We start from the raw sequence: 24,565 nt of genomic DNA, 5'->3' as shown, positions 1-24,565 counted from the left end.
CCCATGCCCGACCACTGCGGCAGCAGCCGCCACGACACCCCGCCGCCAGACCACCACAACCCCCACCCCGATCCACCCGTCATCCAGATCACCCATTCGCACGCGACCGGAACCCGAGTCGAGGGCTCCGGTAAGGGAGACGGAGTATGGGAAATCGCACGCGAGCAAGGGTTTCGCTACAGCCGCGATGTCGGAATCTACCTGCGGCTCAGCCGGGACAAGAACGCCAACGAACCGAAGATCAACGCGCTCAAGTACGCGCTCGAACGAGCCGGGTTCGCCGTTCAGGTCGACATCGACAACACGTGGCGCGCGGCTGCGGACCGCGAGGCTGACCGCGGCGAACGCATCGCCGCCCATGCCGACCGGCTCCGCGATCGCGCCGACCGCGCCACCGCGCGCAGCTCACGCGCCGAGGACCGCGCTCAGCGAATCACAGACCTCATTCCGCTCGGCCAGCCGATCTTGGTTGGGCATCACAGCGAAACCCGCGCTCGCCGCGACCAGGCGCATATCGATGCCGCGATGACCACCGCCAGCAGCGAAGCCGAATACGCCTCCAAACTGGCTGCTCGCGCACACGGCGCCGCGGCCAACGAAGCCGCCAAACACGCCGGCCCGGCGATCATGCGACGAATCCAACAGCTCGAATCCAACAAACGCATCCTGGAACGCCACCTCGCCCTGCAGAGCGCCAGCGGCGACGCGCGCCAGCGTACGCAGGACAAGATCGATCGACTGGCCGACGACATCACGCATCAACACACCGTGCTTGGCGCGATGGCCGACGCCGGAGTGTTCGTCGCATGGACGACGGCCGACTTCCAGCCCGGCGACCAGGTGTGTGTGCGCGGCTGGGAGTGGCGCTCGGTGTCCCGGGTCAACAAGAAAACGGTCCGCGTGGACAACCGCGACCAATGCCAGCTGGTAGAGATGGACCGCATCACCGGTCTACGCCGGGATGGCCAGCAATGGGACACCCCGCACGGCCAACCGTGGCCGGTCGAACTTGCCGTGCGCGTCGCCCGGTGGGAGCACCTGCTCGCCGCGGCGTCGGTACCGTCCAACGCATACTCCGACACGACGCGCCACGTCCGATGGGCACAGCGCCTCGTCCACGGCCTCGACTTGGACGCCGCCGACGCCGAACTCGCCGCGTTCCACCCTGAACGCGCCACCCTCGACGTACGCCGCGGCCTCGCCTCCACATACCTGGGCGCCTACAAACGCCTCACCGCAGGGGAACCCATCCCTGACGTCACTGAGTCCCTGCCGGCTGTCGACCTCACACCGGACTGGCGGCTCCCTGACACCCCGGCGGTGGACCGGCGCGTCGACCAGCTGCGATCCGGTGACCTCATCAAAGGCATCTGGGACCTCACTGGCAACGCACGCATACTCCACAGACGGTTCGCCGGCCCCGTCGACTCCATCAGCGATCCCCTCAACCGCCACGAAAGCGGCACCTGGATCGGCGTCCGACTGCGGGACGGCGAAGAGGAATGGCTGCAAACGCACCGGTGGCTGTCCACCTACCCGCAAGCCGCACAGGATCCGCCGTCTTCACCGGCAACGTCACCGTGCCGTTCTGGACGAAACGGTTCCTCAAAGCAAACGATAAGACCGTAAATCCCGGAACCAAGCTCACCCAGCAAGCGCGCATCCATTACGCCCGCGATGTCACCGCATGGGCGCGCGCAATGTCTGCGGATGAGATCAGCGTCCAACAGTTCCCGGTTCCGGATGACCCCAACGATCGGAAAGTTTGGGATGGAACGGAGGTCGGTCGGGACCCGTACGAGATCCGAATCTGGTGGGACTAACAAATCGACGGACAGCCAGGGCTCGTTCGTGACCGGCCGCGCCGCGGCTGTTCGTGACTGGCGATTGTTCGTGGCCAAGACGACGCTCACCGCGGTTCGGCGATTACTTGCTGCGGCGGTTGGCTTGGCGCGGGAAGAGCTAGCGTCATTATCGATGAGTTGGCACGGGGTTTGCGGCGTCGGCGTAGAGGTTGTCGGCGAGGGCGATGCTCTCGCGGGACGGAACAACGCCAAGATCGTTCATCCTGGCGGTCAGCAGGTCGCGCACGCCGCGAAGTGCTGCCGGTTTGCCGGCGTGGGCGCGCAGGAGCAGTTGATAGAGGGATTCGTTTTCTGGCGTGACGTCGATCAGTGTTCGGGCGATGGCTGCAGCGAGGTCGTGGTCAGCGGCCAGGTATCGCTCGGCGAGCCGTCCGAACTGGCCGACGAGGGTGGAAGTGAGGTGCTGGTCGAGTTCGGGTAACCATTCTGGACTGGTGTCACCGGTGTCCAAGCGGCCACGGTAGAGCTGCAGGGCGCGGTTGGCGGCATCAGCGTTGTTGGTACTCGCAGCGGCGTCGGCGAGCAGCCGGTGAATCTCCCACAGGTCGACCGCCCACAGCTGGGAGTCGAGCCGGTAGCCGAGTTCGCTGTGGACGATGCCTGTTCCGGCCGCTGCGTCGTCGCCGCATCCAGACGCGGGCGTGGAGAGTTGGCGGCGGGTGCGTCGCAGCAATGTGGACAGGTTGTTGCGGGCGCTGTTGCGTGGGTGGTCGGGCCAGAGGGTTGTGAGCAGGTCGCCGAGCCGCACGCCGTCGGGATAGACGGCGAGCAGGACGAGCAGTTCGGCGGCTTTACCAGTGACAAATACCGGCTCCCCGGTGGTGTCGCGGACATCGAGCCGACCTAGGACACGTAGACGCAACGCGGTTGGCGGGTCCGCAGATGGCCGTTCGTCCGTCGCGGTCGCGTCGTGTTCGAGCGTCGATGCCGTACCTGACGGGTTCGAAAGGGGAGTTGGCGCGACAATCTGTGCGGCGACGTTCGATGGCGTAGTTTTGGCCATGCTCGGCCGATCGATGTCGGGAGATGTCGTCGATCGCAACACAGGCGGGGCTTTTATTGGTAAGTCCGGCAACTCGGCGGAGATCACGTCCAGGTCATGGTCGTGGTGTGCCTCTTTCTGCGTTGCGTTCGTGGTGAGCTGAGTCGACAGCGGCGGTGCCGATCGTGAAGGAGAGTGGCTGCCGGCAGCCTTGCTTGCTTGGTCTTGCGCGGAGTCGTTGCCTGCCGGCCGCGGATGCTGGCTGGACTGATCGCCGGCGAGATCTGGGGTACGGGGAAAAGCCGGACAGGCCGGGATGTTGGTTTGGACGGCGCCGTCTTGTTGTTCCGCCGAGACTGGCGTATCAGTGAGTTGGTGGAGCAGGTCGGCCAGATGCTGGGGTGGCAGTGTGCTGGCCCGGGCGCCGTCGAGCAGGGTGGGGCCGTTGGCGGTGATAGTGAGGTTGCCGTCGGAGTCGACGTGGCAGGCGCGCGGATCCGGGTGGTCGTCGAGGAGGACTCCGATGATGCCCAGGTCGCGGCGGGCGGATTCGCGCAGAATGGCCGCGAGCCGCGGATCGCGGGTGGTGGGTGTGTCGACGAGAGCGATCAGGTAGCGCGTTGTCCGCGAGGTTACTGCTGTTGGCGCCGTTGTAGGGGTGGAGAACGTTGTGCGGCGGCGGGTGATTAGCACTTCTTCTAGCCAGTCCACGAGCTGCTCAGCGGTCGGCCAGAGTCTCATGTCACCGATGCCCAGACGGACACTCTCGGCGCGGTCGTTCCAGGCGTCAGCGAGATTGGGGGCAAAGAGGTCAGTCAAGGTCGCGTTGGTCAGTGCGAGGTCCGCGCCGCCGGAGGAGTCATGGGGGTTACCGGTCGCGGCGGTGATGGCAATGATCGCTCGCGCGGCGGCCCGAGCACCTGGACCGCGAAGCTGTAGTACAGGGGTGTACTCGAGACCGACGAGCTGGCCGCTCGCGCGGACCGCGAACGGAAGAGCGGGTTGAGCCGCTGCCGCGGGTTTGGGTTGGTGTGCGGGTGATGTGGGCGCGGACCAGCGCAGCGTCCCCGGCTGGGTTTGGTGCAGTGCCCGGACAAGCGGGGTCGTGGCTTCGCCGGTGGTGGTGTCGACGTTGCGGTAGTGCACCGATCGGCGGCGGCGGCGGTAGGCGAGGGCGAGTGCCGCGCTGAGCGCGCCGGCTGCGGCGAGGGTGAGCCACCCGCCACCGGGCAGGTCGACCATGCCCGTGTCGGCCGGTCGATTGGCTGCCGGTGTCGCGGGATGAGGCGGTGAATCGTGGCTGCCGGTGGATTCCTGCGGTGCCGACGCGGGGGCGTGTGGCGACGCCGCGCCGCGTAGCGACGTGCTCGCTGAGGGTTTGGTCGCGGGTGAGTGGTCTGTTGTGGGCGGCAGCGCAGGGAGGGCCGCGACGCCGGGCTGTCCGGATGTCGCCGCCTTGGCAGTGCGACCGGGGATCCAGAGTCGCCAGTGCGGCTCGATGTGGTTGGGGTTCAGGAAGACGTTGCCTTCTGGTTGCCGGTGTCCCCGGTTCGCCTGCCAGATTTTGGTCCAGAGCCGGGGTTTCCCGTATCTTTTCTTCGCGATTTTCGAGAGGTTGTCGCCTTTGTGAACCTCGTACCACCCACCATTAGTGCTGTCTGCCTGGTCCTGTGGTGCGGCCGTCGCGGCGGCGTTGACGGGTCCGCGGCCCGTGTTCGTTGGGGCGGGCGGCGCGGTCACTGCTGGTCGGTCGCGCAGCAACTCGACAGTGGCGCTCGGGTCTGAGGCGAGAGCGGCGCGGGTCATCAGCCCGGCGATGATGAGGCCGACCAGGCCGGAGATCGCGGCCCGTAGTGGGCCGCCGGTGTTGCCGCGTGGGCTGTGGTCGTGAGTCCGAATCGCGCGGAGTTGGTCAGCGCCGTCGCGGATGGAGGTCGCGATGATGTAGCTGGCGAGGGCAGCCCAGCTGACCCAGCCTATGCAGGTGGCGGCTCGCAGGACGAGGGTGGAGACGGACAGGTAGCTGTTCCACGCCACGATGTCGTCCCAGCCGATCGCGTGGTCGGGGAGGGGAACACTAGTCAGGGTCAGCAGGAGCCACGGCGGGGCGATGACCAGCGTGATCAGGACCGCGGCGGCGAGGATCGCCCGCACAACGCGTCCCAGTCCGGTGAGGAAAGTCGGCTCCCACTGCCTCTGCGTCATTACCCTGCGCCTCCCGGAAGGGGGACGACGTAGGGGCGGGCTGTCGCGGTGGCCGTGATGGCGTCGCCGACCAGTCCGGTGAACTGCAGGAACCGGGTGTGGGTGGTCACCACCACGGTGACCGACACCTGCGAGGTCGTGGCGGTCACGGTTCCCTGTGCGTTGGAGCTGCGGAGGAATTGGTATGCGGCGGTGCGCGCGGCGGTCGGGTCGAGGGTCAGGACGCGGTTGCCGCCGCGCAGCTTCGCCAGCGAGATCTGCTGGGCGCCGGCGCGGGCGGCGGATTCGGCGACGCCCAGGGCGCGGTCCTGGGCGTTGATGGTGATCGAGGACTCCCAGAGGAAGCCGATGAAGATGATGATGCCGAGGGAAAGAACGGCGATCAGCGGGCTGATCTGTCCGTCGTCCTGTGCCCACAGCGCACGGTTGTGGACGCCTATGCCAGGAAGGTTGGGGGCGTTGTTAACGGCGAGCTCGGGTCGCTTGGATCGGGCCCGGGCCGCCCCACGACGTGCCAGCGAGGAGTTGGGCTTCATCCGACTGTCCTGAACACGTCAACGCCGCTGACGGAGCTGGCCTGGAATGTGGCCGTGCCTGGGACGCCGGGCAGGCTCAGGTCGGCCAGCTGGATGGTGCAAGAGATGCGGACGCGGACCGTGCCGCCTGGGCGGAAGTTGGCCAGGTCGACCTGCACCTGCCTGCTCGCGCACAGTTTTCCGCGTTGGTTCAGGGTTTGGTCAGCGAGCGCGGTGGCTTGGCCGCGGGCGGCGGAAACTGTACGGGTCAAGGTCGCGGCGCGGGCGGCAGCTTGGGCGGCGGACTGCACGACGTGTCCGGCGGACCCGGCGCGGCCGACGGCGAGGACCGCTCCGAGGAGCACGACGAACACCAGCATCAGTACGGCCATCTCGGCGGCGGCCGAGCCGTCCTCCGAGCTGGAGCCGTCCTTGCCTGCGTGGTGGGCGCGTAGCTGGGCGGGTTGGGTGGCCATCAATGCGCTATCTGCAGAGTGGGACTGGCCGCGACGTACCGTTCGCGGGGTCCGACGGCTTGCGCCCGCACAATGGCGAGGGGACCGGGTAGCAGGGCGAGGACACGGGCCTGCACGGTGACGTTCACGGTGTCGGCGTTTTGGGTAATGGTGACCCGTACGTCGCGCACTGAACCGCCGCCGATCTGCGTAGCCGCGGCGTTTCCGGCCGCGATGCCATCGGCCGGGGTGCCACCCAGGAGGCGGGCCGCTACGAGGGCGTGGCTGGCAGTCACGTCCGCGATCTGTTGCCCACGCTGGTAAAGGCCGACCTGGACGATCCCGATCGCGACCAGCAGCGCCAACGGGACGACGATCGCCCACTGCACGACGATCGAACCCTCCTCGCTCGACAAGCCGCGGCCGGCCCACGTCGGCGGGGGCACCGGCTCAGCCTCCGCCGATGGACGGGAACTTCAGGTTGCCGGTGACCCATGCCCTGATGGCCAGTGCGATCAGGAGGGCGGTGCCGGCACCGATGACGGTCAGGATGGCCGTTTGGGTGGTGTCGCCGGCCTCTGGGTCGCGGGCTCGGAGCGTGGTGATCCAGGCCAGCACGGCAGCCTGCGCCCATGCGAGCGCGGCGGCGCATCGCGCCCTGGTTTTCCTCAGAAATGTGGTGGTCATGGCTCAATCCCGTTTCTTCCGCTGTCGCCCGTGGCTGCGCCGATTCGTCGTAGAGCCTGCCTTCGGGCGCCGGACGCGGGCGGTTGGTCGTCACTGGTCATGGTGAGATCCCGGTGGTGGTGAACTGGGTGAGGGCGGGATAGATCGCCAGCGCGAGGACCCAGATGGTCATGATCGAGGCGGGGACCCAGATGCGTTCGGTGGCGGCCGTGACCCGTTCTTTGGCCGCCGCGCGGCGGGTCCGCCGCAGGGTCGCGGCCTGGTCGCGCAGCGCGGTTTGGACGCGGGCGCCGTCGGTGGTTCCCAGTTCGAGGATCGCGGCCACGTCGATGCAGGCCAGGACCCCGGTGCGCTCACCGAGTGCGCGGATCATGCGCCATTGCGCGACGCCTTGGTTGCGGGCTTTGATCACCGCGTCCCGGATCTGGTCGGCCGACTCGCCGCGGATGTGGGCGCTGGCACGCTCGACGGACTGTTCGACACCGGCGGCGCCGCGGGTTGCCATCGCGACCAGATCCAGCCACACCGACAGTGCGTGCCGCAGACCGTCGCGCTGCCCGGTCGCTGCCGCGGTCACCTGGCGGCCGGTCCACCAGACGCCGCCGACCGCGGCGATACCGGCTACCGCGGCGGTGACGAGCAGGGGTGCCGCGGCCAGGACACACAGGACGGCCGCGCCGAGCGCGCACCCGGCAGCCGTCAGCGCGCAGCGGCCCAGGTGCGTACGGACAGGCCGCCTCAGCAGTCGTAAGTCCGCTCTCACGGCCGGACCGAGCAGCCGCAGACTGGTGGCGAATCGCGTCAACCAGCCGTCGTCGTCCCACCAGCCGCGGGTCGGTGCGGTAGTGCCGGTCGCCGCGGCGATCACGTCAACCAGCGGCGGACGGCGCCGCCACACACCCCGCACAACCAGCAGGACACCCACCCCGATCAGTGCCCCGTACCCACACGCGACCACGATCGCGGTTGTCGCGGTCGGACCTGTCCCGCCCACCGCGGCTAGGAGGGGGATAGCTGGGACGCCGAGAGCCTGCGACCAGGCGACCATCGGCGTCACCTCGTCCAGTCGCCGCGCCGCGCGCTGACCGCCGGACCCTGGGGTGGGCCCGCTGACCAGGATGCGTGGCTCGTCGGGGATGTCGGCGACCCGGCGAATCCACCACAGACACGCCGCGTAACCGGCGGCGATCACCACCAACGCCAGCTGTCCGGCAACGCTGCGGTAGGCGGTGAGGTAGCTGGGGAACGCGAACAGCATGATCGCGACCATCGCCGCCGACGAGCCCAACACCACCCGCACCGCTGTGCGGGCGCGGGCCCGGTTCGCGTGGGTGTCCCGGCGCAGGTCGGCGTCATCGCGGGCGACGACACGGATCTCCTCCAGACAGTCCGCCAGCCCGTCGGCGTGCTGAGCTGCCATACCCAGCGCGATCATCACCAGATCACCGGTCGCGTCGTCCAGATCGGTTTGGGCGTGCCGCAGCGCCTCCTGCGTACGTTGACCGGCACGCAGTCGGGCAGCCAGGCGGCGTACGACCGGGGCGATCGCGGCCGGCGCGAGCGGCGCGGACCGCACCAGCGCCTGCTGCAGGCCGCTGGCCGCGCGGACCGAGCCGACCAGGTGTCCCGTCCACGTCGCGATCGCGTCCGACCGTGTGACCCGCTCCTCGTGCTGGCGGGTGCCGCCGACCATCAGCGGCCAGAACCACACGGTCAGTGCCGCCAACGGGCCGGCGACCGGCCAGCCGGTGATCAGCCACCCGGCCACCGCCGCTCCGACCGCCGCGACAACCGACCAGCGGCCCCGCGCTCCCCTACCGGCACCCGGTTGGCCATCGACGGCACCAGGGGCGAGGTCGTCATCGTCGCCGGGCGCTTCGACCGTCTCGCGCGGGCGCCGAGCCAGCGCGACCAACACCAGCAGCGCGCCGATCCCGACGACCGCGCCACAAGCCACCACCAGCCACGTCGTCACCGAACCGGAAAGCTGGTCGCCGCCCATATCCGGTCACCGCCCCGGCACAGCGAGCGTCCGCGGGTCGAACCCGGCCTCGACCAGTTCGTCATAGGTTTGCTGCGACGGCGGGTACGCCGGACAGGCCCGGCGGTCCGGACCGGGAGCGAACAGCTCGTTGGAGACCACCTGTCCGGCCTCGTCCACGCCGGTGACCTCCCTGATGGAGGACACCACCCGCCGCCGAGGGGATCCACTGGTGAACGCCAGGTGCACCACCAACGGCGCCGCGGTACCGGTCAACATCACCGCGGTAGGTGCCATCGCCCCGCCCGCGGGCCCGAGCTGGGCGTAGACCACCAGCCGGGTCAGGGCGTCCTGACTGGTGCGGGCATGGATGGTGCCGATTGATCCGTCCCATCCCTGGCTCATCGCCAGGAGCATCGACACCACCTCAAAACCTCTCGCCTCGCCGACCAGCAGGCGGTCGATGTGCATGCGCAGGCCCCAGCGCAGCAACTCCTGGATCTCGACCGCGGCCACGCCCTCGGCGGTCGAGTCGCGAGCCTGGAACGCGATCGCGTCCGGATGCCGTTCCTCGTCCAGGTCGAGGTCGAGTTCGAAGACGTCCTCGATGACGCCGAGCCGATCGTCCGGCGACATCTCCGCGGTCAGTGCGCGCACGAAGGTTGTCTTGCCGACCGCCTGGCCGCCGGACACGAGAATGTTCTTCCGGCCGCGCACCGCCGCCGCGAGCAGGCTGCGGATACACGCGTCGACAGTGCCCAAAGCTTGCAGGTCCGCCAGAGTGGTGTTCAACAGCCGGAAACACCGGATCGCCACCGATGGACGACGCGCCACCCAGCCGACCGCTTCCAGCCGCTGCCCGGCGGGAAGCTGCAGCCGCAGCTCCGGGGACGAGGGGTCCCAGCGCCGCTCCTCACCGCCGTCGCGGCCAGCTCGTGCCGCCGCCTCCTGTATCAGCGCGATCAGGTCGGCGTCGCTGTCCGCGACTGGCGCCACCCGGGCCTTGCTGCCGTCGGCGTACCTGAGCCACACGTTGTCGTAGCCGTTCGCGCTGATGTTCTCCACCCGCGGATCGGCCATGTACTTCTCGAACTCACCCAATCCCAGCAGCCGGTCACGGACCGCGCGCTTGGCCGCCTCCTCCGTTGCGTGGCTCATCGCCGAGGTGCCGGCCCGCATCGCCCGCCGTACTTCCACCTCGCACGCTTGCGGCAACAGCTCAGTGACCAGCTTCAAGCGGTCCTGTTCGGACAACGCCTCTCCGGTCTCGTCCGTGCGCTCGCTGATCCGCTCGGACACCCAGGCCCGCATCCGTCCGGTCACCTCCGGCGGCGCCACCTGAGTAGACGCGCTCAGTGGGACGACGGCGCGGCCGACAGCGCCCGCACGCGGATCTCCGTGCCCGCCGGAGACCTCGGTGACCGCATGCCCGTTGACCGCAGGTTGCTCCCCACCGAACCCCGGTGGGAGCGCGGTCGGGCCAGTCACGGCGTCTTCCACATCAACGGCACCTCACCAGTCGCGCCCGCCACGGACGGCGGCGCCGAAGAAATCGGGATAAAGGGAGCCTGTGCGGTGGGCAGACTATGAACTGGTGGATCCGGATACGGGGATGCATAGGGTGCGTGCGACGGCACAGCGTCCAATGCCGATCCCTGCGGCGCCACCGATGCGACCACCGCACCGGCGGCCTGCGGTTCCCGCGCTGCCGTCGGTTGAACGACGTACTTGGCTGCGAGGTCATCGGAGATGCCACGGACCAACTGGCGTACCGCGCGACCAAGCCGCGTACGCACGAGGGTGTTGGGGCCATTCGGGCGCAGCAGTACCACCCCGCGCGGATCATGCGGGATCATTCCAGCGACAGGGCAGGCGACAGCATCGGCGATCTCCCTCGCCCCGTACGGGCCGTCGTCGATCACCAACAGGCGAAGCCGACTACCGGCCGCGCTGAGAAGGTCTTCTCGCAGTGCGTCGACGTGGCTGAGCGCATCGGCCCGCGCCGCGGTCACCAGCAGGACCAGGTCGGCTTCCCGTAGCAGCTGCCAGGACGACTGGCCGGACTCGACGCCAGCGGCCTGTGGTCGTGTGGTGTCGCGACGGAGGTCCGGAGCCTGGAGACGTCCCAAGTCCGTGATGACCGCCGCATCGCGGGTAAGCGCGAGGACACCGCTGGCCACGGCCGCTCCGACGGCGCTGTGCGCCTCGCGCATCCCGACCGGCGCGGCAACGACCCCGATCAGGCGGCCACCGATCCGCACCGGCTGCGCGTGCGTGGACAGTCCGGCCGTCGCGACGCCGTGCCGCGTGGCTGTGGCGAGGGATGTGATGCCGTGCTCCGGGCGCAGCGTCAATCGCGGTACCAGATCACCACCGGAAGCATCGGCCTCGACCAGCAGTACGTCCTGGTCAGCCGGCCAGAGGGCGGCCACCGCCAGCGCCGCCGAGGTGACTCCCGGCGCGCCCGTCACCGAACACAACACCACCAGGGGCATGCCTCAGCCCCCGTCTCCGGCGACGGCGATCAGCCGAACTCCCGGCGCGGAGGCCACCAGCACCGCGCCGTCCTCGGAGGTCTGCAACTCCACGACCGCACCACCAGCCCGCGCCGCACCACCCCCACCGTCCTGCCCGGCCGCCGGAGCACCGGGAACGGTGTCCGTCCCCGTCACCGCGATCACAGTCGCGTCGACCCGCTCCCGTGCCTGCGGGCCTGACGCGGCACCGCTCGTTGACCCGCTCGGGCCGGTCGCCGGACTCGACGCTGCAGGATCGACAGAGCCACCAGTCTGCTGCTGCGGGTCCAACAGCACCGCGACGTGATCCCCTGGCGCAATCCCCGATGGGTAGCGGCCCGCCTCGACAGCGACGCCCACCACGCCCTGACGGGCCGCCGGCCACGCGGGGGCACCGATCTGGCGGGTGGTGAACGGTGCGCCCGCCTGTACGGCCACGGCCAGCCGCGAACCGATCACGGTGGCCCGATGGCTCGCAGGAATGAGGGGAACACCGGCGTCGGTGGCGATCTGGATGATCCGCAGGTCCTCCGCCGCGATCGCGTGGCCGGCCGGGAGGTCGCGGGCCGCGGCCAACACCGGCTGCCGTTGGTTGCTCGCGCTGACCAGGATCGCCGTGCCAACCACGCCGAGCGTGATCACCAGCACGCCAACCAGCAGCCATGGCAGCTGCCGCCGCCACCCCGGGCGTCGCGGTGGCCGGCCATTAGCCTGCGGCCCGGCCGTCATCCCGACCGGGCTGTACGTCGGCCCGTCCCGTACCGCCATCGCTACGTCCCCTTCTTCCAGATCTCGACCAACCGGATGCGGCTATCCGTTCAGGACCGGTGCCTCCGACACGACCAGTCGCACCGACGCGTTGGTCGTCAACGGCGGCCCGACTCCCGACAACGTGCCGTCCGAGCTCCTCCACGTCACGCGCCACGAGACTGTCGCGGACGCAATAAAAGCTCCACCAGCGGCGGCGTTCGAGGCGTGTAGATACGTGTGCCCGCACGTAGGCGATGATCGGCGAGGATCGGTCCCCGCCCGCCACGGTGTACCCGGACCACGGCATGTCACCGCGACGCCGTCACCCATTCCCCATCGAGCCACCTGTGGCGTCGCGACAGCGGTCACGCTGAACCCCGGCACGGCAGCTGTCGCTGACTGAGACGACCACGACGCGGTTGTGACCCACATCCAGGTAGGTACCGAGACCAGCTGGCGAGCGGCTACCGGCGGGCTCGTCACAATTCCGAGTTTTGGCAGCCGCAGATTCGCCGCCGCCTGTGCACCCAACTGTGCTGCCACTACCGGCAGGGGTACCGGCGTCCCACCGCCTGGTCCGCCCTGACCGGCCATATTCGCCAGGCACACCGGCGGGCCGCCGGCTGCCGGTACGCACCTCACGCCATTCGTCGCACCGCCTGCGGATGATCCTGAGCCGCTGCCTCCCGACGAGCCTTGACCGGTCCGACCTCCGTGCGCCTGATCGCCTGGCGTTCCTGCCGTTACGCGACATCCGGCTGCCCCACTATCGGAACATCCAAGGCCGCCAGACCCACCCGCGTACGCAGCTCCCGACGGCAGCGCAACGAAGAGAGCGCAGATTAGAATGAGGATCGCGCGTTTCAGCATGAGCCGACTTGGTCGTCCAGGGCGAAGCTCGTCACCCGCCAGCCGCCGAGATCCTGGACTACCGCTGTTGTGCGGTGCCGACCGCCAGGTGTGTCGTCGAGTTTCCCAGTGTCCTTCCGGTATCGGAGCCATCGCGTATCGTCAAAACAGTCTCGCAAATCCACCTTCGTCGGTGCAGTCAGAGGAGCAACAGAGGTGACCACCGGGTTGGTGGCATATGTTCCGCGTGTTACCCGTCCAGAGTTCTTATCACTGGCTAATTTTTTGGTGATCACCCCAAGCGCGGGGTCGGCGGCATACTTTGCCAAGGTCGGATCCGCCGCGTTCGACGACAGGCCTGCCGCTGCAATCGCAGCCCACATGTCCCGGTAGGCGGCCAGGGCACTCCTCTCGGCCGCCTGCCGGGCCGTCTCGCGCGGGCTCGCCGGCTTTGGGTGGTCAGGCTGCGCGGGCGAGGCATTGCACCCCACGAGGACGACCACGGCAGCCGCTGCCGTCACCGTTCTGGCCATGATCTGCGCCGCCGTCACCACGCACGCCCCTCTACCGCTCCGCCGCACCCCGGGTTACCGCCTAACGATCTTGATTACACCGGTCACACATGGTGAGACAAGAACATCGGGGTCCGGACCTGCGCGTCCGGACCCCGAGGGCCGTCGGCGGGGTGCACGTGCAGCTACAGTCAGTGACGGAACCGCGCCGCGGCTCAATGCGGCGCCGAGGTGGCTAACCTGCGCGAAGGCCACAGCGCTCCGACAAGGATGCGCGATCAACAATGCGCGCTGTCATATTTTGGAACGCAATGTCGCAGGTACCCACCATGCGTGCGATCAGGAAAAAATCTTGCTGACCAGACCGACGATAATCAAATCTTCAAGAAAACCCAGAGGTCGCGGGAAGACTTTTCTGTAGAGTGGCAGATGTCGGTACAAAGCGGACGAATCTACAGTCGGAGCCGCAGGGGTGGAGCCAATCATGGACCGTGAGCGTGTTCGCGGTGTCGGAGCGATTTTGAATCGCACTTGGGCGCCGGTCATTCTTCGCGCCCTGGACAATGGTCCGCTGACCTTCACGGAGCTGATCGAGGCACTACACGACCGAGCCGAGCCACACATCTCCGAGAGAATGTGCAGCAAGACGTTGCGTGCACTACACCAGGAAGCTCTCATCGAAAGACGGCCCGGACCTGCGGCTCGAGGACATCAGTATGCCCTCACCCCACTGGGTACTGAATTCATCGAAGAGGTGGGTGGGTTCGTTGATGACTGGCTAGCGCGGCACCCGATGTTTCCTCCGTCCGCCTGACCAGCAAACTCCTGCAGTCCGGACGGCTCCGCATTCCAGTGAGATCAGTTCAGTTGCAGCCCTCTGGCTCATTGGAAGGCGACTTCCAGACGTACTCGATCGCGCCTGCCTCGTCGTGGATCACGATAGCGGCCTCCAGAATCGTGCTCACCAACCGGCGGAGTTTGCCAGGATCCGCGCCCGCCCAATGATCTCGGATCCCATCCTCGTCGAGATCGTCCTCGCCAACGGCCTGCCGAATGTCGTCGATCGTGGCCTCCAGCGCCGCTGCGACCACCCGGCCCTCGACTGTGGTGGCGTCGATCCCACCGCGACCCGCCACACAGCCGCAGGCGTACTGGCGAGGGGCCGACCCCACCACCGGAAGGAGACGCTTATCGCAGGATCCACACCGGAGCAGGGCCCAAGCCACCCAGACATTGACTGACCGTTCACCCATGACCGAATTGATTCCCTCCATCCGCTCCACCTCTGAACTTGTGGAAACATGAGCCCATTCCGTCAAAGGTCACTCCACGGCTCGCGCCGCCGTGGGATCGGAGCCGGGAGCTTGCTTTATGTCGCCTTGGTGACACGAGTAGGGCAGAGATTTCAATGACAGAAGCGAGAAACAGCGGCAGTCGGTGATGGTCCAGCCCATTTACTGTGAGCACGTGCACGTCACTTTGGAGTAGCGAATAGCGAAGTACTGATCTCGGGTTCGATCTCGATCTCGATAATGTCGAGGATCGCTTGGAACGCCAGCGCCTTGCCGACGAAGTGATCAACTTTGCGCTGGTCGCCTGAGCGTCGCGCCGCCTCGACAGCTATGGTTGCATCCCTCTTCGCCTGCACAACTTGTTGTCGCACATTGAGCATTGGTCCGCTGTGGCTCGTCATATTCACCTACCTGACTGGCGTCAGCCGTGCGGCTGACGATGCGAGTCCTGCACCGATCTGGTGCCAAACGTCGCGATCCCGGCTACGGGTGATGCTGAGCCGTCCGGCGCAGCCGCGGCCAGTGGCTTTCAAGGCCGTACTTGAGGGCGTGGCTTGGTTGCCGTGGGAGGCGTCCGGCCGTTCATCCGTGCTACTCGCTCGGCGATGGCATCGGCGTCATGTCGAGAATCGCTTCCAGTTGCCGCTGGACGTCGCTGGTCTCGACATCCTCTTCTGTGGATGCCCCGCCGTCACATGGCGACCATTCGATACCGAGCTTCTTAGCTCTCCCGCGCAAATCTGATAACCATTGCCAAAAAGCTATTTGATCGGGCTCAGTGGATGGCAGCGGTGATCGTCCCTTCGCGGCAAGCTGCGTAAATACAGCCCGGACACCCTCGCCGCTCAACGGCCAGTCGAGTTCATGCGTATGCGCCACAAAAATCATCCCCCTGAGTGGACACGTTTGGATCAGGTTTGGAGGAAATCAATACGACTTCCCCCGCGCTCAACCTGACCGCCCCGCTTCATCGCTGAGCACGAATGATTTCCGCCACTGCTGCGACCTCACGGAAGTGAAGGTGGTGAGCCGGCGATGGTGAGACAGTGCTCGCAGACGCCGGGACGAGGCAGGTAAAGGAGCCTCGTTGCACCGTCGTGGCCGTGCACGGCGATAATGTCCTCGGTGCGGTCCCATTCGCTGGTTTGCCAGATACCGCTGCGAGGCCCGTTCCATTGCGTGGTGGCGCGACCGTTCGGCCACTCCACACCCCACGACACCAGGCCACGCCCTGAGACGCCGCTAATGTCATTGACGCGCCACAAATAGAACAATCGCGGTTGATCGGCTACCGTCCGCGCCGCCGACGTGACTGTAAGCGGCTGCTCGCGCGTGCCGGGCTCAGTACTCACCGCAGTTCGCTCCGTACCGCGTCATCGTCGTGTGCCGTCGCCAGATGCGCACCGCTGAACACCGGCATCTCCACGCCCACGCGCGCGGGTTCGAGGCGCACGATCACGTGCTCCCACGCGTCGTGCGCTGCCCGGTAGACGATCGGCGTCCTACACGAGGCGCACTCACCGCGCGCACCCTCGATCGGCGCTGAATCCGCCGCCGCTGTTGGTTCGGCCGGCATTGTGGCGGTCACCCCGATACCTTCCGTGTCCGGGGACGCGGCTTCGGACGGTCATCGACCGGCCGGCCGCGGCGTGCAGGTGACTGCTGAACCCATCCGTGAAGAACAAACGCGACCCGATACACGTCCTGGATCACGCCCTCGCTCGCGTTCTCGGCTGTGGTCTCAGACGGGTTCTGGGCTCGGCTGGGCGGCGAGACGCATCGTTGGAGGCGGGTGGGCACATCAATTTCGTTCACTGGCTCCGCGTTCGCGATCGTTTCGGCAATCACCGTTTACTCCTTGCTCGATGCGAAGAAGGTCATCAGCCGGTCGCGGATCAAGGCCGCGGACTGTTCTGCTGGTCGCTGGTTGCAGTCCACCCGTAGCACGTCGAATCCGGCTTGAATTAACCGCTCGGTGGCCTGCCGGTAGAAATGGACTTCGGCGTGACTGCTGCTGGGCGAGATCTGGAAGCGGTTATGCGGCCCGCGCTCCGTAAGTCGTTCGGAAATCACGTCGGGGTCGGCTTCGAGGATCACGGCTAGGTCGGGTCGGTCGGCTTCGGCGTTGATTTGCCAAAGGAACGCCGGGTCAATGCCGTCGAAGCGTTGCATGACCAGCCCTGAAGGGACATAACGGTCGGAGATGACGAAGCGGCCGGCCTCGGCGTGCGGGCGGATCTCCACCTCGAGGTGGTAATAGCGATCTGCCGCGTACAAGCAGGCGAGCGCGTGGCCGGTAATCGTCTCGGTTAAGTCACGACACATCGCACCAATCGGGCCAGTGGATGGCTCGGCGGTGATGTACACGTCTTCGCCAGCGGCGACAAGGAGTTGCGCCAGGTGGCGAACAATCGTTGATTTCCCGGCCCCGCTCGGTCCATCCACGCTGACGAACACGCCGCGCTGCCGCTCAGAAAAGGGCCGGAGCTTCATGTTCGTCCCCTTCTGACGGATGGCCACGGAGTTTCTCGAGCGTTGCCGCCTTGCCCGCGAGCAGCACGAACAGGCGTGCCGCGACCAGCGCGTCGTAGGTGGCGCGGTGCGGCGACAGGTCATCGGGCAGACCGTCCGCGAGGCCAAAAGACTCGACCAATCTGCCAAGCCGGTAGCTGTCCCGCCCCGGCACCAAGCGGCGGGCGAGCTTGAGCGTGTCGAACACCTCAGGCGTCTGCCAGTCATCGAGCTTGCGGCTCAGAACGCCGACATCCACGTGTGCGTTGTGGGCCACCAGGGCGTCAACGTTCAGGGCGCCGAGCACGTCGTCCTTTACCGCGTCGAATACCGGCGAGTTGGCCAGGTCTTTGTTGGTCAGGCCGTGAATCCGGGTCGCGAAGTGCGTGATCTCCTCGTCCGGGAGAACCAGCCAGCTCACCGGTTCCCCGATGGCGCCGTTCACGATCGGCACGGCGGCCAGTTCCACCAGGTCGGGCGGCTGCTGGCCGTTGCCCTCCACGTCCACGACCACGTAGCTGAGGCTCGTCCAGTCAGCCATCGCGTTTGTCTTCCTTCCAGCCGATATCGGCTCGACCGTGCCGACGCTCGACGTGCGGGTGACGCACGTCGTGCACCTGAAAGCCGAGCGCATGTTGCAGGTAGTAGCGCGGCTGCTCCGTCTCCAGCCCGGACACCACGGCTGCGCGGTCGGTGATGTCCACGACCACCAGACCACGAGCCTCTGGCAGTGTGCCGGAGGCATCCCGTATCTGGCTGGGTGACGGCACCCGGTGAGCACTGGCGCACAGGTCAAGCTGACTCAGCGGGCAGATGTCGCACAGCTCTCGGATGCCGTAGTGGCCGTTGTAATCGGGCAGACCATGCGCGTACGCCACGGCACACGAGGTCTTGCGGAACAACGGCGTCGTCGTGTCGAAGGCGGCCAAGACCCGCCGCTCCAAGGTTTCCGGCACGATCTTCCGACGCGCGGTGTCCTCGTACGGCTCGGGCAGGCCGTTGGCCTTGTAGTACTCGGCGATTTGGTCGCGGTAGAACAGACCAGTGAACACTGTCGCATCGGCGTGACCCGCCAGCCCGTATGCCTGGTCAAGGTGCTCGTCGGTGTCGTTCAGACCCGGCACCAGCGGACGCCAGTACAAAACCGTGCGGTACCTCCGGCGATCCGGCGCGCTCATGAGCTTCAAGGACTCAGCGGCCACGTGCGAGGGGTAGGGCTCGATGTCCTTATTGTCGATCCCGGAATAGGTGAACAGCAGCGTCACCTTGAGGTGCTTGAGTGCATTGAGCCGGTCGATGTCTGCCGCCTTCATCTGATGGCGCGTAATGACCAGGACGTGATTGGTCATCCCGCGGCCGTCGAGGTCTTCCAGCACGGCGAAGGTGTGCGGCCGAACGGCGGGAAGGAACGGGTCGGTCGCCCGGTTGAACACCTGGACCGGCGTCACATGCGGCTGGAAGTAGCGATGGTTGACCAACTCTTCGACGGCCTCCGCGTCGGTCATCAGGGCACGCGGCACCCGCTGATCCCAGAGGCCATAGGTGTGTCGGATGCAGTACGCGCAGTCCAGGGGGCAGCCCTGGATGTGGTTCAGGCTGAGTCCGCTCTTGCGGTACTCGACAACCTCGCGGGCGCGTGCGGGAAGTCGGTCGATCTGTTCCCTGCTCAGCAGGGCGACACGTGTCGTCACCTGGCTCACTCCCAGTCCCAAAAGGGGCGAACGCGATTCACCGTCCGAATGGCAGCGTAGAGCCGAAACTGACACCTGAAAAGAAAGTTTCTCAGTATTTCTAGAAATGAACAAACCATGCGGGCGCTCTAGAAATCAGTCGCCATCTTCGGATGTTTCCGGGGCAAGATCGTCTATGACGCGATTAATGAGGGTCCGCGCGCTACGCCCGTAGCTGGCGACTGCCGCGAGCTGTTCGAAGGCGTTCCCGTACAGCTCGATCTCCTGCGGCTGACGCAGGTCAAGCGCCGCGCTGAAGGTCTCGACCAGTACCCGCTCGTTGTCGTATATCCAGAAGCCATGCCACGGCGAGGTGGCGTACTGGGTCTCGAAGCCGACGATGCCCAGCCGCACGTTCGGTAGTTGCGAAAAAGAGATCAATCGGTCGAGCTGGCCGAGCATGACGTCCGTGGGGCACAGTCGGAACCTCAACGCTGCCTCTGTCAGCACGAAGTGGAACCGCTTGTCGGTCCGATACAGGATCTCTTGGCGCCGCACGCGGGCAGCTACCGCCTCGTTGATGTCATTCGGGAGCTTCAACCGGCGGATACCTTCAGCGAACCGAGCACGGGCATATTCCGCGGTTTGGAGGAGACCAGGAAGCACTGTCGCTTCGAACACCTGGAAGAGCCGCGTCTTCTGATCCCACTCGATGTGTTCTTGTTGCCGGGGTTTCAACCCGGTACGCAGGATCCGCTGCCACTCGGCATGTTGCACCTCAAGCGTGTGCAGCGAAGCGAGCAGAGCCTCAGCCTCAACCTCGGCGTTGGTTGCGCGTGTCCATGCACTGATGTCGTCGTCGGTCGGCGTCTGCCGGCCGTTCTCCAGTTTGGAGATCTTAGACGGCGGCCACGACAAAGACTCCGCGAGCTGCCGACCGTTGACGCCAGCGGCTTGGCGTAGCTCGCGGAGTCGTTTGCCAAGGGCATTCCGTGCCTCGTGGACGTTAGACGCCCCGGAGCTGCTGTTCAGTGGCAAAATCGTCCCGTCCGGTGGCATGATGCCAGGCAGCATCACGCCAGTAGCTGTGCTTCACGATCTCGTTCGCATCTTCGATGACCTCGCCACCAAGGAAGGCGCCGTTGTCGTCCAAGTGCATCCGTACCAGCTTCCGAGAATCGAAGAGCCAGTAGTCGTGGTTCGGTAGTCCTACGAACTCGGCCTTGTCCCGCTCCAGGTAACGGATATCTTCACCCGCCCCATTGGTGAACTGCGCGCACCACACACCAAAGCGGCTGTAGTCGGTGAGCGGCATCGTCACCACGCGGACACGGGCGAACCGGCGGCCCTTGGCCGTGGCCTCGCGCAACATGTCCAGCCAGCTCTGCATCCACGGCAGGTCATCCGGTTCCCCTGCGAGGAACTTGCGCAGGGACTCATTCTCGTAACTGGCGTCGTACTGATCGCGAGCTTCGAGCCGGTACGCCGTGTGCTCGAAGGAATGGAAGAGCTGCCGGAACTCCGGACCGGGCTTGATGAGGGAAGTCAGCGTTCACCCTCCTGCTCCAGGTAGCGGCGAGCGTAGAACGTCAGCACGTCTTCCGGGATCTCGATCAGGGTTTCGTGGTCGGGCACCTGCCCGATGTCCGCGAGCGCCTCGGCGTCGGTCACCTTCCAACCCTGCGCGATGTAGGTCACGCGGTCGGTGCGGTCCGTGGCGAACAGGGTGGGCGAGTTGTCTACCTGCGAGTTCGGGTCTTTGCCGAGGAACTTGGCGCGCATCTTTCCTCCTTGCTAGAAACTTTGTGAAGCATTCTCAACGATGATGTCTTATGAGCTACCTGAGGTCAACGGCGTGCGGCTGGCGGCACCGAGTCCAACCGGCGCGGCGGGTCTCCAAGTTGTCGTTCGCAATGTGACCGGCGGCGATTGGGCCGTGCTCGCTAAGCAGATCTCGAGGACGAGCTTGCTTCGGAACTCGTCGACCATCGCAGTCCCGCCGACCGGCCGCACCACGCCGCGACTCCGCCTACAGCGCTGTAGTACGGCGCTGGCGTGAAAGCACCTGCCTGACCGATGGTGGCCGGATGGTCGCGTGCGTTGAGCAACTGGAGAACCCCTACCGGTGGACTGGTAATTGGTGCGCGAGTTGCTGGAAGTGTGGCAACGGTGCCCATGCTGTGTGGTGTCGATGACGTTTGGCGCGACTGACGACGACGTTGAGAAGGTTCGGTCTGGCGGCGGCCCTAGCCTGACTCCGGTGGTCGTGCGGCCGAACCAGTCAACACGTACTCCAAGCTGCTCACCCAACCCGCGGCGGCCGATAGCACGAGTGGGGAGGTGAGCCGACAGTAAAAAGATCACTAGCGCTCACGAGCTCGACATTCGATCGCTAGCCAGAGCCGACACCGCAGGCATCCATCTCACTCGCGTACGATGCACCGCTCCAGCAAGGTGGTGAGCGACCAGCGTATGTGAGGTTCAGGCCGTGTTCATCCATCACCGCGAGCCCGACCCACCGCCGTGTTGCCGGTTCAGGAGGCGTCTTACTTAGCCCACCATGGCGCTAGTTGAGCGAGATGTTCGCAGACGGCCTCTATGTACGCATCCTCGGCTGGCCGGAGCGAGCTGAGGTCGACGATGGCGGGTGGAATGTTCATTTCCTGGTCGGAGCTGATAGGCGGAGCTATCCACGCGTCGTGCATGGCGCGGCCGGCTGTCGCGCGCAACTGCTTGGCAAGGCTGGCGTACGCCGCGCCGACGATGAGTGACTCCGCGGCAGTCCAGGCGAGGTGATAGGCAATATCGGCCTGAATTTGTCGGAGTTGCTCGGACAGTCGGACGCGTTCCTCGGCGGGCACATCGGCGCGGCGTCGGTGGATGGCATAGGGAAACTCTTTGTAGGCACTATAGGCGGCGAAGGCTTCGGCGAAGGCTGAGCGGATGCGACTGCGTTCTTCCTCGCGGCCTTTTCGTCGCGCGAGCCAGATGTTGATGCCAGCGGTGATGAGCGCGGCGAGAACCGCTCCAGACAGTACGGTCGCCAACAGCAGGTTCGTTCCAGTGGCCGGGGTGTCTGGAAGCGCCGCCCTTGGATTGCCAACGAGTCCGACGGCCTCGGCGCCGAGCGATGCCCCGTGTCCAGCGGACAGAGTGAGTAAGACGATCATGAGTCGGTCCTCACGCTGCGTTTAGCCACTCGTCGGGTGCAGCCATACCGGCTTGTAGGTGTGGGTACTCTTCTCCGGGCCACTCACCCGTACGACGCCACCACTGTTCTCGCAGCAGGTGGGCGATGACGTGTCCCAGCAGACTGGTTCCACCGTCTCTCTGGGTCCAGCGGAGACTGGAAGGGTCGTCTGGATGCCACATGCACAGCGTGCCGTCCCGGTATCGGTGGGGAGAATCGGCAGGGCCGGTGGTATAGACGGATGGAGCGAGCGGCGCAAGAGGGCTGAAGACGATGGTGATGGTCTGTTCAGGCAGGTGATCGACTCGTAGCTCGACGGCGAGCGCGAATCCGCCCCGATGGTGCCGCGGTGGGCGTACCGGGCGGACAGACAAAGTAGTGGCTGCGAGTTGCCTCTGGAAGAGGATGCGCGCCGCCGGCGCGGCGTACCAAGCCTGCGGCCGCCACCTGATGCCTCCTCGACTCACCGGTCGTACCGTGATTCACCGTATGCGCGGGTCGGTCGCACGACCGCCGACGTGCCGGCGAGGCCTAGCAACGCGGTCGAGATCGGTTTGTTCCTCCGTAGGGCGGCTACCGCCCGCTCAACACCAACAGCGGCCGGGTCGTCAAGATACTTGAAGAAGACCTTCGACAAGCCAGAACTGACCGCGTCACGGTCATCGTCGTGCCTAAGCGCCATGGCTAGCCCATCAGCTGCGACGCGCAGACGCTTGACGGCCACATTGCGCGATTGAAGGAGACGAACGTTTGGTGACACCCCGGCCGGATCTGTCGTCGCGGCACCGGAACTGACCCGCTCGGCGGCGTCGGACAGTACCGTGCTGAAAGCGCGGGCCAAGCCGGTGCCGCTCTGCACAAACTCCCAGGCCCACACGGTCAAATTATGTGATGAGAAGGCTGGGCTCGCATACTGCTTGTTCCATGCCTTCAGCAAGCGGATCACGCGTCGGCGAGTGCGCCGAAGCGACTGGCCTCCTGAAATGAACAGCTCAATGTGCCGCTCTGGATCGGATGCCTCCCAACGATTGGTATTCAAGTTCGGAATCCATAGGCCCGTTCCGTCCTTGCGGGTGAGAGCAAGGACGAGGTCGACTGTGGGGTCCTGGCCGTCGACCGGCTCGCCGAAGGAAATTTTCGGCCCGCGCTTGGACTTGCCGCATCGAGCACCTGGGTAGACCTCTCGGATCTCGGGGCCGAGATGGGAACATAAATCTGGAATGATCGTCTGAGGTGTTTCGCCGTCTCCATCCGGACCGAGTTTCGGGTAATACCGTCGATCTAGCACCAAACCACCATCGCCGTCACCGACCGGGTGGATGAAGGTGTGTTGCGGCAGGGAGCCGCTAGCATATGTTCGGTTCGCGCCTGGGAATCGGAGCGCGATCTTACGAGTGAGTTCGAGTCGTTGGCGGGCTTCGGCCACCGCCTCAGGGTGAGCGTCGATCTGGGCTCGCACGTAATTGAGGATGTCCTCGGTGTGGCTGGTCATATGGTTCGCCTTCGGATGTCAGGGCTGGAGGTCGCCCGCTATGGCGCGCATCAAAATGCTGCGCGGAGCGACCTTTTCAACCGCTCACTACAGACTGACGACATACCTGCGTGATTGTCCGGTCTTGGCGCGACCGTAAGTCATCCGTAGTTTCAAGCACAATCGAGGCAGGCTAAGCTGCTGCCCTCGAAACGAGTCGGCGCCAGTACAAGGAAACAGCTGTTGCATCGACGGTCATTTTGCATACGGGTTGTCGTACATCCGCAATGGCCATCCTGACATTCCGGCTGCCGGCAGGTGACACACGGCGGACCAGCCACCTTGAAGCCCTCGTCGCAGGTCGCGCAGGTCCACCAACGCGGGGATCCTGGCGTACCGGAGAACGGCCGAGAGGGGGCGAAGGAGTGCCAGCCGGCATTGTCCAACGCCAACACAGCAATCAAATACTGGACGTCACACCAGACCGCGTCCCCGTACAAGTCGTCGCTGGTACTCCCGTTGCGATACGACACGAACGTGCGGTCGCGGCGCGCTGTTCGGCCGCTGAGCAGAGCGGCCTCGATCAGCGGTGTGCCGGACTGATCCGAGCGGCGCGCGGGAGGGACAAAGGTCCGCGCTGCGGCAAACAACACGGTCCCGCGACCATCGAGGAGAACGACGGCGCCGGCTCCGGCGAGTCGTTGCGCGGCCCACACACAGCATGCTTCTCGGGATGCTTGCGTGCGGCTGAAGATCTCAACTACGTCCTGTGCGGTGGGCCCACGCGCGCCAATCAGCCCTCGTAGTTCTTCGTCCGCGAGTAGTACATGCGCAGCGAAGGCATCACACGCTTCCTCCTGGAACTGATTCGGATCCGAATACTCAAATGTGCGCTCCCCAAGCAACGGGTCTGTTTGTTGGAGATGATGCCCGAGCTCATGCAGGGCTGTGAAGCCTCGGCGGCGGTGCGACGCGGCGCGGCCAACGCGCAGGGTCGGCGGTGGCGGCGCCGGGTGGTAACTACCCGCGACGGAACAGCGGTCTTCCCCAACCGACTCGTCCACCATCTCCACGCAGACGTCAGGCCAGGTTTCTAGTTCGCTGACTGCCGCAT

At 66.1% G+C, this 24,565-nt stretch carries 26 protein-coding genes; 2 read left to right on the top strand and 24 right to left on the bottom strand.

All coding sequences use genetic code 11. The annotated features are described in order from the left end of the window. The first annotated feature begins 3 nt into the window (after positions 1-3). A complete protein-coding gene (locus tag ABD301_RS01585; RefSeq protein ID WP_344306418.1) occupies positions 4-1,629 on the top strand; it encodes a DUF3560 domain-containing protein in 1,626 nt (541 codons plus the stop codon). A gap of 342 nt (positions 1,630-1,971) precedes the next feature. Here ABD301_RS01585 and ABD301_RS01580 read toward each other — a convergent pair whose 3' ends face one another. From ABD301_RS01580 to ABD301_RS01535, 10 genes are all read right to left on the bottom strand, one after another. Further along, positions 1,972-5,052, bottom strand: coding sequence for a hypothetical protein (locus ABD301_RS01580; protein WP_344306416.1), 3,081 nt, complete (start codon positions 5,050-5,052; stop codon positions 1,972-1,974). Continuing rightward, complete coding sequence (locus tag ABD301_RS01575; protein ID WP_344306414.1) at positions 5,052-5,588, bottom strand: pilus assembly protein TadG-related protein; 537 nt, start codon at positions 5,586-5,588, stop codon at positions 5,052-5,054. Before ABD301_RS01575 ends, ABD301_RS01580 begins: the two co-directional genes overlap by 1 nt. Further along, positions 5,585-6,043, bottom strand: coding sequence for a TadE/TadG family type IV pilus assembly protein (locus ABD301_RS01570; RefSeq protein ID WP_344306412.1), 459 nt, complete (start codon positions 6,041-6,043; stop codon positions 5,585-5,587). Before ABD301_RS01570 ends, ABD301_RS01575 begins: the two co-directional genes overlap by 4 nt. Further along, positions 6,043-6,468, bottom strand: coding sequence for a TadE/TadG family type IV pilus assembly protein (locus tag ABD301_RS01565; protein WP_163571947.1), 426 nt, complete (start codon positions 6,466-6,468; stop codon positions 6,043-6,045). The genes ABD301_RS01570 and ABD301_RS01565 overlap by 1 nt, the downstream gene beginning before the upstream one ends. 4 nt (positions 6,469-6,472) lie before the next feature. Then, positions 6,473-6,709 carry a hypothetical protein gene (locus tag ABD301_RS01560; protein ID WP_163571946.1) on the bottom strand — a complete coding sequence of 79 codons (237 nt, stop codon included), beginning with the start codon at positions 6,707-6,709 and terminating at the stop codon, positions 6,473-6,475. Between the two features lie 97 nt (positions 6,710-6,806). Continuing rightward, entirely contained in the window at positions 6,807-8,711 is a 1,905-nt protein-coding gene (locus ABD301_RS01555; RefSeq protein WP_344306410.1) for a type II secretion system F family protein, read from the bottom strand. Between the two features lie 6 nt (positions 8,712-8,717). Next, positions 8,718-10,190: a TadA family conjugal transfer-associated ATPase gene (locus ABD301_RS01550; protein ID WP_344306409.1), complete on the bottom strand. Its 1,473-nt coding sequence runs from the start codon at positions 10,188-10,190 to the stop codon at positions 8,718-8,720. After that, a complete protein-coding gene (locus tag ABD301_RS01545; protein WP_344306407.1) occupies positions 10,175-11,185 on the bottom strand; it encodes a MinD/ParA family ATP-binding protein in 1,011 nt (336 codons plus the stop codon). The genes ABD301_RS01550 and ABD301_RS01545 overlap by 16 nt, the downstream gene beginning before the upstream one ends. A 3-nt stretch (positions 11,186-11,188) precedes the next feature. After that, entirely contained in the window at positions 11,189-11,974 is a 786-nt protein-coding gene (locus ABD301_RS01540) for an SAF domain-containing protein (protein ID WP_344306405.1), read from the bottom strand. An 845-nt stretch (positions 11,975-12,819) separates the two neighbouring features. Continuing rightward, entirely contained in the window at positions 12,820-13,359 is a 540-nt protein-coding gene (locus ABD301_RS01535; protein WP_163571939.1) for a hypothetical protein, read from the bottom strand. Positions 13,360-13,801: 442 nt separating this feature from the next. Between ABD301_RS01535 and ABD301_RS42265 the strand changes: the two genes are divergently transcribed. Continuing rightward, entirely contained in the window at positions 13,802-14,131 is a 330-nt protein-coding gene (locus ABD301_RS42265) for a winged helix-turn-helix transcriptional regulator (RefSeq protein WP_163571938.1), read from the top strand. A gap of 49 nt (positions 14,132-14,180) precedes the next feature. Here ABD301_RS42265 and ABD301_RS01530 read toward each other — a convergent pair whose 3' ends face one another. The 14 genes from ABD301_RS01530 to ABD301_RS42260 form a co-directional block, all read right to left on the bottom strand. Further along, on the bottom strand, positions 14,181-14,489 hold the full coding sequence (locus ABD301_RS01530) for a hypothetical protein (RefSeq protein WP_279582159.1): 309 nt from the start codon (positions 14,487-14,489) through the stop codon (positions 14,181-14,183). Between the two features lie 302 nt (positions 14,490-14,791). Next, positions 14,792-15,010: a hypothetical protein gene (locus ABD301_RS01525; protein WP_163571936.1), complete on the bottom strand. Its 219-nt coding sequence runs from the start codon at positions 15,008-15,010 to the stop codon at positions 14,792-14,794. A 190-nt stretch (positions 15,011-15,200) separates the two neighbouring features. After that, a complete protein-coding gene (locus ABD301_RS01520) occupies positions 15,201-15,497 on the bottom strand; it encodes a hypothetical protein (protein WP_163571935.1) in 297 nt (98 codons plus the stop codon). 460 nt (positions 15,498-15,957) lie between these two features. Next, entirely contained in the window at positions 15,958-16,197 is a 240-nt protein-coding gene (locus tag ABD301_RS01515) for a hypothetical protein (RefSeq protein WP_163571934.1), read from the bottom strand. Positions 16,198-16,460: 263 nt separating this feature from the next. Continuing rightward, a complete protein-coding gene (gene tmk / locus ABD301_RS01510; RefSeq protein WP_344306399.1) occupies positions 16,461-17,102 on the bottom strand; it encodes a dTMP kinase in 642 nt (213 codons plus the stop codon). Beyond that, a complete protein-coding gene (locus ABD301_RS01505; RefSeq protein ID WP_344306397.1) occupies positions 17,080-17,634 on the bottom strand; it encodes a 3'-5' exonuclease in 555 nt (184 codons plus the stop codon). The genes tmk and ABD301_RS01505 overlap by 23 nt, the downstream gene beginning before the upstream one ends. A 19-nt stretch (positions 17,635-17,653) precedes the next feature. Next, positions 17,654-18,811 (bottom strand): radical SAM protein, encoded by a 1,158-nt coding sequence (locus ABD301_RS01500; protein ID WP_344306395.1) that lies wholly within the window; start codon positions 18,809-18,811, stop codon positions 17,654-17,656. 135 nt (positions 18,812-18,946) lie between these two features. Then, complete coding sequence (locus ABD301_RS01495) at positions 18,947-19,864, bottom strand: helix-turn-helix domain-containing protein (protein WP_344306393.1); 918 nt, start codon at positions 19,862-19,864, stop codon at positions 18,947-18,949. Then, the gene (locus ABD301_RS01490; RefSeq protein ID WP_344306715.1) at positions 19,797-20,327 is read right to left on the bottom strand and encodes a DUF6879 family protein; all 531 of its coding nucleotides are present in this window, start codon (positions 20,325-20,327) and stop codon (positions 19,797-19,799) included. The genes ABD301_RS01495 and ABD301_RS01490 overlap by 68 nt, the downstream gene beginning before the upstream one ends. A gap of 8 nt (positions 20,328-20,335) precedes the next feature. Further along, a complete protein-coding gene (locus tag ABD301_RS01485) occupies positions 20,336-20,572 on the bottom strand; it encodes a hypothetical protein (protein WP_163571932.1) in 237 nt (78 codons plus the stop codon). Positions 20,573-21,336: 764 nt separating this feature from the next. Beyond that, entirely contained in the window at positions 21,337-21,960 is a 624-nt protein-coding gene (locus ABD301_RS01480) for a hypothetical protein (RefSeq protein WP_344306391.1), read from the bottom strand. Between the two features lie 10 nt (positions 21,961-21,970). Further along, entirely contained in the window at positions 21,971-22,447 is a 477-nt protein-coding gene (locus ABD301_RS42725; protein ID WP_486320476.1) for a type II CBASS E2 protein, read from the bottom strand. Next, positions 22,444-23,472, bottom strand: coding sequence for a hypothetical protein (locus ABD301_RS01475; RefSeq protein ID WP_344306389.1), 1,029 nt, complete (start codon positions 23,470-23,472; stop codon positions 22,444-22,446). Before ABD301_RS01475 ends, ABD301_RS42725 begins: the two co-directional genes overlap by 4 nt. Before the next feature lie 152 nt (positions 23,473-23,624). Continuing rightward, positions 23,625-24,518: an ImmA/IrrE family metallo-endopeptidase gene (locus tag ABD301_RS42260; RefSeq protein ID WP_425551876.1), complete on the bottom strand. Its 894-nt coding sequence runs from the start codon at positions 24,516-24,518 to the stop codon at positions 23,625-23,627. Between the last annotated feature and the right edge of the window lie 47 nt (positions 24,519-24,565).

The organism is Fodinicola feengrottensis (assembly GCF_039530045.1).
Lineage (GTDB): Bacteria > Actinomycetota > Actinomycetes > Mycobacteriales > HKI-0501 > Fodinicola > Fodinicola feengrottensis.
This window is presented reverse-complemented; position numbering and strand designations above follow the sequence as displayed.

Bases quoted from the DNA above. Each gene is read 5' to 3' on its own strand.
- ABD301_RS01585 (WP_344306418.1), top strand. From the start codon at position 4: ATGCCCGACCACTGCGGCAGCAGCCGCCACGACACCCCGCCGCCAGAC.
- ABD301_RS01580 (WP_344306416.1), bottom strand. From the start codon at position 5,052: ATGACGCAGAGGCAGTGGGAGCCGACTTTCCTCACCGGACTGGGACGC.
- ABD301_RS01575 (WP_344306414.1), bottom strand. From the start codon at position 5,588: ATGAAGCCCAACTCCTCGCTGGCACGTCGTGGGGCGGCCCGGGCCCGA.
- ABD301_RS01570 (WP_344306412.1), bottom strand. From the start codon at position 6,043: ATGGCCACCCAACCCGCCCAGCTACGCGCCCACCACGCAGGCAAGGAC.
- ABD301_RS01560 (WP_163571946.1), bottom strand. From the start codon at position 6,709: ATGACCACCACATTTCTGAGGAAAACCAGGGCGCGATGCGCCGCCGCG.
- ABD301_RS01555 (WP_344306410.1), bottom strand. From the start codon at position 8,711: ATGGGCGGCGACCAGCTTTCCGGTTCGGTGACGACGTGGCTGGTGGTG.
- ABD301_RS01545 (WP_344306407.1), bottom strand. From the start codon at position 11,185: ATGCCCCTGGTGGTGTTGTGTTCGGTGACGGGCGCGCCGGGAGTCACC.
- ABD301_RS01540 (WP_344306405.1), bottom strand. From the start codon at position 11,974: ATGGCGGTACGGGACGGGCCGACGTACAGCCCGGTCGGGATGACGGCC.
- ABD301_RS42265 (WP_163571938.1), top strand. From the start codon at position 13,802: ATGGACCGTGAGCGTGTTCGCGGTGTCGGAGCGATTTTGAATCGCACT.
- ABD301_RS01525 (WP_163571936.1), bottom strand. From the start codon at position 15,010: ATGACGAGCCACAGCGGACCAATGCTCAATGTGCGACAACAAGTTGTG.
- ABD301_RS01520 (WP_163571935.1), bottom strand. From the start codon at position 15,497: ATGATTTTTGTGGCGCATACGCATGAACTCGACTGGCCGTTGAGCGGC.
- tmk (WP_344306399.1), bottom strand. From the start codon at position 17,102: ATGAAGCTCCGGCCCTTTTCTGAGCGGCAGCGCGGCGTGTTCGTCAGC.
- ABD301_RS01495 (WP_344306393.1), bottom strand. From the start codon at position 19,864: ATGCTGCCTGGCATCATGCCACCGGACGGGACGATTTTGCCACTGAAC.
- ABD301_RS01485 (WP_163571932.1), bottom strand. From the start codon at position 20,572: ATGCGCGCCAAGTTCCTCGGCAAAGACCCGAACTCGCAGGTAGACAAC.
- ABD301_RS01480 (WP_344306391.1), bottom strand. From the start codon at position 21,960: ATGATCGTCTTACTCACTCTGTCCGCTGGACACGGGGCATCGCTCGGC.
- ABD301_RS01475 (WP_344306389.1), bottom strand. From the start codon at position 23,472: ATGACCAGCCACACCGAGGACATCCTCAATTACGTGCGAGCCCAGATC.
- ABD301_RS42260 (WP_425551876.1), bottom strand. From the start codon at position 24,518: ATGGTGGACGAGTCGGTTGGGGAAGACCGCTGTTCCGTCGCGGGTAGT.